This window comes from Sporichthya sp., assembly GCF_013815995.1.
Lineage (GTDB): Bacteria > Actinomycetota > Actinomycetes > Sporichthyales > Sporichthyaceae > Sporichthya.
This window is the reverse complement of sequence record NZ_JACDFE010000217.1, coordinates 1-7,761: the sequence shown is the minus strand read 5'-3', so window position 1 is coordinate 7,761 and position 7,761 is coordinate 1. Positions and strand designations below refer to the sequence as shown.

At 70.0% G+C, this 7,761-nt stretch carries 7 protein-coding genes; 6 read left to right on the top strand and 1 reads right to left on the bottom strand.

Annotated features, from left to right (window positions below; translation table 11 throughout):
• Positions 1-137 precede the first annotated feature (137 nt).
• From H0X00_RS19410 to H0X00_RS19400, 3 genes are all read left to right on the top strand, one after another.
• Entirely contained in the window at positions 138-689 is a 552-nt protein-coding gene (locus tag H0X00_RS19410) for a hypothetical protein (protein WP_293774060.1), read from the top strand.
• Positions 690-706: 17 nt separating this feature from the next.
• Positions 707-850 (top strand): hypothetical protein, encoded by a 144-nt coding sequence (locus H0X00_RS19405; protein WP_293774059.1) that lies wholly within the window; start codon positions 707-709, stop codon positions 848-850.
• Positions 851-1,092: 242 nt separating this feature from the next.
• Complete coding sequence (locus H0X00_RS19400; RefSeq protein ID WP_293774058.1) at positions 1,093-1,242, top strand: hypothetical protein; 150 nt, start codon at positions 1,093-1,095, stop codon at positions 1,240-1,242.
• Positions 1,243-1,426: 184 nt separating this feature from the next.
• On the opposite strand, the gene H0X00_RS19395 is transcribed toward H0X00_RS19400, so the two are convergent.
• Positions 1,427-4,420 (bottom strand): glycine--tRNA ligase, encoded by a 2,994-nt coding sequence (locus tag H0X00_RS19395; RefSeq protein WP_293774056.1) that lies wholly within the window; start codon positions 4,418-4,420, stop codon positions 1,427-1,429.
• A 168-nt stretch (positions 4,421-4,588) separates the two neighbouring features.
• Here H0X00_RS19395 and H0X00_RS19390 point away from each other — a divergent pair, with 168 nt between their 5' ends.
• From H0X00_RS19390 to H0X00_RS19380, 3 genes are all read left to right on the top strand, one after another.
• Complete coding sequence (locus H0X00_RS19390) at positions 4,589-5,701, top strand: calcium-binding protein (protein WP_293774055.1); 1,113 nt, start codon at positions 4,589-4,591, stop codon at positions 5,699-5,701.
• 109 nt (positions 5,702-5,810) lie between these two features.
• The gene (locus H0X00_RS19385) at positions 5,811-7,001 is read left to right on the top strand and encodes a calcium-binding protein (protein ID WP_293774054.1); all 1,191 of its coding nucleotides are present in this window, start codon (positions 5,811-5,813) and stop codon (positions 6,999-7,001) included.
• Between the two features lie 473 nt (positions 7,002-7,474).
• On the top strand, positions 7,475-7,761 hold a 287-nt coding region (locus H0X00_RS19380), incomplete at its 3' end, for a hypothetical protein (protein ID WP_293774053.1).

The window sequence follows — 7,761 nt, the reverse complement described above, 5'->3', positions numbered from 1 at the left end:
TGGGCCGAGCACTGGAACACCGACCCGAAGCCCTTCATCTGGAAGGCGACCGCGGAGGAGATCATCGCCAAGGTCCGTCGCGGGCGTGAGGTCCTCAACCAGATCAATTCGCAGACGGACCACTAGGTTCGCGAGCCATGCGTGCAGAGCAACTGGGGCGGGCTGTTCTCGGCGTTGCGGCCGGGGCCCTGATGCTCGCGACGTTGGGCGTGGCGGCCGATGCCACCGGCGCGGCCGGCTACCAACCGATGACCGCCCTGATCAACGGCTCGCCCGTGTCCGACGAGGTCGGGATCCTGAAGAACGGCTCGCCGAACAGCCTCAAGCGGTGGGCGCCGGTGGTGATGGGCGCAATAACCCCGGCGACTACCGTCCGGGGCAACCGCTTCCTCAGCGGCATGGACCCGTCGTGGCACTACGACCCCAGCAACGACACCGGGGGCAACGCGCACCCGACCGATCCCGCCAACCCGAGCACGTCGGGGGCCGAGCATCTCGTCGAGGCCGGTGTGCGGTTCGCGGGCGCGATCCCCGGCGCCCCCGGGGTCTACCTGAGCCCGGGGTGCGCCGGCGAGGACCTCGAGCCGATCGCGAGCGCACTCACCGCGGGCGGCGGCTTCGACATTCAGAGCGACGGCGCTGCCGCGGTGGCTTGCTCGAGACCCCCGGTGCGAGCTTCCCGGGACTGAACCAGAGCGAGGGCCACGTGGCCACCATCGTGGGGACCACCGGCAACGACACCATCAACGGGACCACCGGTCGGGACGTCATCGTCGGCGGCGCCGGCACCGACACCGGCGACGGCGGGCCTGGCAAGAACTTCTACAAGGACGTCGAGCAGCACCCGTAGACGCCGCGCTGACGTCCGACCAACTGAGGGCTATAGCGCTCGGTTGGTCGGACGCAACGCGTTGCTCTGCGCTCTGTCGGCGCGCACTCCTAGACTGCCCGCATGAACTCGATGGCGAAGGTCGTCACGATCAAGCGGTTGCACGACCGCGACCGCGATGCTCGCGGCCCATGGGCATCCGCGTTACACGAAGGATCTCGACGTCTGGGTTCTGATGGACCCGGCCAACGCCGAGCGCACCCATGGGCGCCATCTCTGATTTCGGGTGCGGCGCAGCGGGGCTCGCCGTCGAGGACCTTCTCGATCCGAGAGCGGTCATCCAGATGGGGCAACCGCCGCACCGCATCGACGTGCTTCCCACCATCGACGGCGTCGACTTCGACGCGTGCTGACCGAATCGGGTCGAGCTGACCGTCGGGAATCTGACCATTCCGTTCATCGGTGAGGCCGACTTCATCGTGAACAAGCGCACGGCGGGACGGCCGCAAGACCTGGCGGACATCGACGCCCTCACCGAGTGAGCCTTACGTCCGACCACCAGCATCCGATAGCGCACAGTTGGTCGGACGCAACGGATCAGCCGAGGGCTTCCCAATCGACGAGGCCCTCGGAGAGGTACTTGATGCCGGCGAGCAGGCCGAGGCGGTTGGCCTTGACCGCGGGGTCCTCGGCCATCACCAGGACCGCCTCGAAGAAGGCGTTGATCGGGGCGACCAGCGCAGCGCCGACCGCGGCGAAGTGCGCGAGGCCTGACGGGGCGTCACCAAGTTCGGCCTGCGCCTTCGCGAGGGCGTCGGCGAGGGCACCTTCAGCCGGGTCGTCGAACAACGAGGCGTCGTGGCCGGCCGTGGTACCCGCCGGCACCAGGCGGCGGATCCGCAGCACGGCCTCGACCAGCGCCGCGAAGGTGCCGTCCGCGACCAGGGTCGGCAAGGCGGCCAAGGTCGCGTCGGCGCGGGTCGGCGTCGCGGCCAGCGGCAGCACGGCCTGCACCAGCTTGTGCGGGTGGCCGGCGTCGAGCAGTGCCTGCTCGTAGCGACCGGCGGTGAACTCGGCCGCCTTGTCCATCCGGCCCTCGGGGACCTCGACCGGCTGCTTGGAGGCAGCGATCGCCAGCCCGGCAGGGATGGTGATCGCGGCCAGCCGCGCGTGGGCGCGCAGGATCGCGAGCGCACCGAGTGCGGCCCGGCGCAGGCCGAACGGGTCGGAGGAACCCTTGGGCTCGGCACCGGTGGAGAACAGACCGGCCAGCAGGTCGATCCGGTCGGCCAGAGCGAGCAGCGCACCGGGCACCGAGGCCGGCAACGCGGCGCCGGCGGAGCGCGGCATCTCCATCTCGTGCAGGGCCGTCGCGACCTCCTGCGTCTCGCCGGCGCGTACCGCGTACTCGCGCGCCATCACCCCGGCGAGCTTGGAAAGCTCCACGACCATCTCGGTGGCGAGATCGAACTTGGCGAGCTCGCCGGCGCGGCTCAGCGTGCTGCGCTCGTCGGCCGAGAGGTCGACGTGCGCGGCGAGCTCGGTGGCGATGGCGGCGATCCGGTTGGCCCGGTCGTCCATCGAGCCGAGCTTGTCGGCGAAGGTGAGCTTGTCGAGCCGGGAGCGGAACTCGGTCGGCGAGATCTGCAGATCCGCCCGCCAGAAGAAGGCGGCGTCCTCGTAGCGGGCACGCAGCACGGCCTCGTTGCCCTTGCGGACCAGGTCCTTGTCGCAGTCGCCGTTCGCGACGGCGACGAAGTGGTTGCGCAGGGCGCCTTCGGGGGAGCGCACCGGCAGATAGCGCTGGTGCTTGCGCATGACCGTGACCAGGATGTCCGGCGGCAGTTCCAGGTAGCGCTCCTCGAAGGATCCGAGCAGCGGGTTCGGGGTCTCGACCAGGTTGGTCACCTCGTCGACGACGTCACTCTCGCCCTCGACGTCGACGACCGCACCGACCGAGGCGGCAAGTTCCTGAGCCCCCGTCACAATCTGCGAGCGCCGCGCCGTTGTGTCGAGCACGATCGCGTTGGCGGTGAGCACACCGGCGAACTCCTGCGCGGAGGCGACCGGCACGATCGGGGCGTCGGCGTTGCGGTGCACCCACGTCTCGCGGCCGCTGGCCAGGTTCGAGACCTGGAACGGCACGACGGCCTCACCGAGCAGGGCGAGGATCCAGCGGATCGGCCGGGTGAAGGACAGGCCCGGCGCGTTCCAGCGCATGTTCTTCTCCGAGCGCAGCCCGGTGATGATGCCCGGCAGCAGCTCAGCGAGCACCTCGATGGCGGCGCGACCGACGACCTCGGTGCTGACCCCGACGTACTCGACACCGTCGATGGTCACCCGCTCCAGCGCGGTGGGCTCGACACCCTGGCCGCGGGCGAAGCCCTGCGCGGCCTTGGTCAGGTTGCCCTCGGCGTCGTAGGCGGCGGAGACCTTCGGGCCCTTCACCGTCTTGCGGGCATCGTCCTCGCGCGCGGCCACGTCGGCGACGGTGGCGACAACGCGGCGCGGGGTCGCGTCGACGCTGATCGCGCCGTAGTTCAGGCCCGTGCCCGCGAGTGCGGTGGTCAACGCGGCCTCGACCGCGGCCACCGTGTTGCCGCACTCGTGCGGCGGCATCTCCTCCACGCCGATCTCGAAGACCAGCGGTGCGGGCCCGGTCGCGACCGTGCCGGTCTCGGCCAGCGGCGGCGCCTCCGAGAGGGCAGGCAGCCCGAGCGGGTGGCCCAGCTCGGCGCGCTTGGAGATCCAGAGCTCGGCGACATCGCGCGCGAGATTGCGCATGACGCCGAAGGACTTGGCGCGGTCGGTAGTGGAGACCGCACCGCGGGCGTCCATCACGTTGAAGGCGTGCGAACACTTGAGCACGTAGGACTGCGCGGGGACCGGAAGCTTGGCGTCGACCATCCGCTGCGCCTCGGCGGCGTAGGCGTCGAACAACGTGCGGTTGGTCGCGACGTCGGCGTCGTCGAGGTAGTAGCGGCTCATCTCGTACTCGGCCTGGCCGAAGGCCTCGCCGTAGGAAACTGTGCCGCCATTGGGGCCAGGGGCGTAGGCGATCTCCTTGAAGTGCCCGACGCCCTGCAGCGCCATCAGGATGCGCTCCATGCCGTAGGTCAGCTCGACCGGGATCGGGTCGAGGGTCTGTCCGCCGACGGCCTGGAAGTAGGTGAACTGGGTGATCTCCATGCCGTTGAGCCAGACCTCCCAGCCCAGCCCCCAGGCGCCGATGGCCGGCTGTGCCCAGTTGTCCTCGACGAAGCGGATGTCGTTGGCGCGGGTGTCGACGCCGAGGGCGGTGAGGCTGCCGAGGTAGAGCTGCTGCGGGTCGCCGGGCTCGGGCTTGAGGATCACCTGGTACTGGGTGTGGCACTGGATCCGGTTCGGGTTCTCGCCGTAGCGGGCGTCGTCCGGACGAACCGAGGGCTCGACGTAGGCGACCTTCCACGGCTCCGGGCCGAGCACGCGCAGGAACGTCGCGGGGTTCGCGGTACCGGCGCCGACCTCGGTGTTCATCGGCTGCACGATCATCGCGCCGCGCTCGGTCCAGTAGCTGGTCAGCCCCAGCAGCGCGTCCTGCATCGTCAACATCGGCGCATTCGTCCCCTCGGCGTCCTCGCCCTCAGTGGCGTGCCGGCACCGACACAGTCGCCGAGTCTAGTGACGCGCGGATCTGTCGCCCCGACGTGCTTGGCGCGGCGCCGGTGACCCAATAGCGTCGGACAGCCCCATCAACCACCACTTCACCTGCGGGGACCCATGCTTGGAAGAGCCGTCCAGTCCGGATCGCGCCGCAAGGCTTTGGCGACGGCCGCGGCCACCGCCGTTATCGCCGTCGGCCTCGCGGTGCCCAGCGCGCAGGCCGCGGCGGCGGCGACGCTCAGCCTCGACTTCCCCGCGGAGGTGGTGGTCGGCGACACGGTCGTCGCGCAGATCAAGGTCACCAACACCGGGGACAAGAACCTCAACCTGACGGCGATCCGGGCCGTCCTCGCCTGCGAGACGAAACCCACCGCCTCGCTGTGCACCAGTAACGAGGAGCGTCAGGTCTTCGAGGTCCGCAAGGCCGAGACCCGGAACTCGGACTGCGAGGACACCACGTTCCGCCCGACCCAGACCGGAAACCGGGTCGTGCTCGAGCCGGTCAGCAATCTCGGCGGATCCGTCAACGCGGCGGCGCTCAAGCCCAAGCAGATTTGCACCGTCGAGCTGACACTGGCGGTTCGGGCGGTGCCCGCCAAGGACGCGGACGGCGACCCGGGCACCCAGACCAAAGCGGGCGCCGTCGCGGTCCTCCGGAACGCGGCCACCACGCCGCCGACTGTCCTCGCCCCTGACGACCTCAACGAGGTCGTGACCGTCGACCGGCCCGGACCAGGCGAGGTGCCCGCCGAGGAGGAGCCGGTCGAGGAGGAGCCAGCCGAGGAGGCACCCCCCGTGACCTGCCAAGGCATCAAAGCCACGATCGTGGGCACCGGCGCGGGCGACACCATGATGGGCACCCCGGGCCGGGACGTCATCGCCGGGCTCGGCGGCGGCGACATCATCGACGGCGGCGGCGGCAAGGACCTCATCTGCGGCGGGGCGGGCGAAGACACGCTGCGCGGCGGCGCGGGTAGCGATGTGGTGTCCGCTGGGCCGGGTAACGACACCCTCAACGGCGGGGACGGGGCCGACAACCTGTCGGGCAACGGGGGTAACGACCGGCTCAACGGCGCAGCGGGCCCGGACCAGCTCTTCGGCGGCGCCGGCAACGACCGGCTCTCCGGTGGGGCAGGCAACGACCGGATCGTCGGCGGCGGCGGGACGGACCGCGGCGACGGCGGGCCCGGCAACGACACCTTCGCCAGCACCGAACGCCGCAAGAACTGACTGACTGTTGCGAGCTCCCGGACCGACCACCCGATTCGCGGGGTGCTCGGTCCGGTGGCTGATCAGTCGGACCAATCGGAGTTTTCAGCTGCCGACCGGAGGCCCGCTCGTGCCCGTTAAGTCTTTTTCACGCATCGCCGTGGTGGTGGCGACCGTCGCCGCCAGCGCGGTGATCGCGTCCCCGAACGCCTGGGCGGCGCCTACGGTCACCGTCATCCCGAAGGCGGGCAGCTTCACGGTCGGAGACACGATCTCGGCGGCCGGCACGGTGGGCTCCGGTGTGGACGTTCCCGCCACCTTCGTCATGAAGGTCTTCAAGAACGGGAACTGCTCCGGCGCCCCGCTCGGGGTGGGTGCCGTGAAGAACATCAACAGCACCAGCGGCGGTGGTCCGTACACGTTCGCCATCGGTGACGGCGAGGACCCGGTGAAGGGCGCCGACGCCGGGACCTACTCCTGGCAGGGCACGCTGGCTCAGGAGCACGGCGCGGACACCGTCGTGTGCTCGACCCCGACCGTGGTCGCCGAGCACTCCCCGAACCTGACGGTGCAGGGGACCAATGCCGCGCTCGGCAGCGCCGTCAAGGCCACGGCAACTCTCTCGAACCGGACCAAGCCCCCGGTCGCCGGCCCCGCGACCTCGATGGTGTTCGCCCTGTACCCCCCCTCGGACGCCACCTGCACCGGGGCGCCGGTCTACACCAAGTCGATGCAGGTCTACACCGACGACAACTCCTACGACTCCGGCAACTTCTCCCCCGCCGGCGCCGGGAAGTACCGCTGGAAGATCACCTACACCGGGGACGGGAACAACGCCGCGGTGACCGCGGGCTGCGGGGTCACCACCTCGACGGTGACCTCCGGCGGAACGCCGCCGCCGCCGGCGCAGGTCCCGACCTGTGAGGGCGCCCCGGCGACCATCGTCGGCTCCAGCAGGGGCGAGACCATCATCGGCACCAACGGCAACGACGTGATCGTGGCCCGGGGCGGCAACGACGTCGTCAACGGCAAGGGCGGCAACGACCTGATCTGCGGCGGGTCCGGCAAGGACATCCTGCGCGGCGGTGGCGGCAACGACGTCCTGCACGGCGGCGACGGCAGCGACGACGTCCAGGGCAACCAGGGCAACGACGAGCTTTACGGCGAGCGCGGCGGCGACCGGATCGTCGGCGGCGGCGGCAACGACAAGCTGTACGGCGGGCCGGGCAACGACGGTCTGGACGGCGGCAGGGGCTCCGACTTCGGTAGCGGCGGGCCCGGCACCGACGTCGGGCGCAGCATCGAAAAGACCGGCGGCTGACCCGCCGCTGATCGGCCCTGAACCTGACAGACCGGGCCCGCGGGCCCGGTCTGTCCCATTTGGCGCAACGTGGTGGGGTCTGTCCGGCCTGGCGCCTACTGTGACCAATGTGTCTGATGCGACGTGTGGGATTCGATCCCCCCTCTAACATCCGCCCGACCCCCTCCGGGCGGAGCACGGCGATGCGCCGCGACCAAGCCAGGTCGCGGCGCATCGACGTGTTCTGTCCCGATCTAGCTGTTACTGATGTGACTAAAGGGGCTTGAATTAAGCTTTGTTATTGAAGTGGCTGAAGGGAAACATGAGCGAGATATCGAATGGAGTACACCCGTTGGCACTGATGTTTCGTTGGTGACTTCATGGTGGGGCCTTTACTGAATGCGCCCCATGTGGCCTTTGGGACGGACCGGGAGACATCTCCAGGATCGTGCCGATGCGGCTGCTGTGAGCGCTCCCTGTTGCTTGGAGACCTCATGCACAAGACCAGCACCAGTGCGCCGCACAGCAAGCAGCGCCGCACCGCCGTCACCCGGGCGGCCTTTTCCGCACTTGGCCTGGGCGTCGCGACCATCTCTTACGTCGGACTTCCGACGGCGAACGCGGCCCCACTGCCAGTCGGCTGCACCAACGTCGGCACCGCGGTGACCTGCACCTACGCCGCCGACACCGCATTCGTGGTGCCGGGCCCGGGCATCACCTCGATCACCGTCGCCGCGCAGGGTGACAGCGGCGAGGCCGCGACGGGCGCCCTGGGCGGCGC

Bases quoted from the DNA above. Each gene is read 5' to 3' on its own strand.
- H0X00_RS19410 (WP_293774060.1), top strand. From the start codon at position 138: ATGCGTGCAGAGCAACTGGGGCGGGCTGTTCTCGGCGTTGCGGCCGGG.
- H0X00_RS19395 (WP_293774056.1), bottom strand. From the start codon at position 4,420: ATGTTGACGATGCAGGACGCGCTGCTGGGGCTGACCAGCTACTGGACC.
- H0X00_RS19400 (WP_293774058.1), top strand. From the start codon at position 1,093: ATGGGCGCCATCTCTGATTTCGGGTGCGGCGCAGCGGGGCTCGCCGTC.
- H0X00_RS19390 (WP_293774055.1), top strand. From the start codon at position 4,589: ATGCTTGGAAGAGCCGTCCAGTCCGGATCGCGCCGCAAGGCTTTGGCG.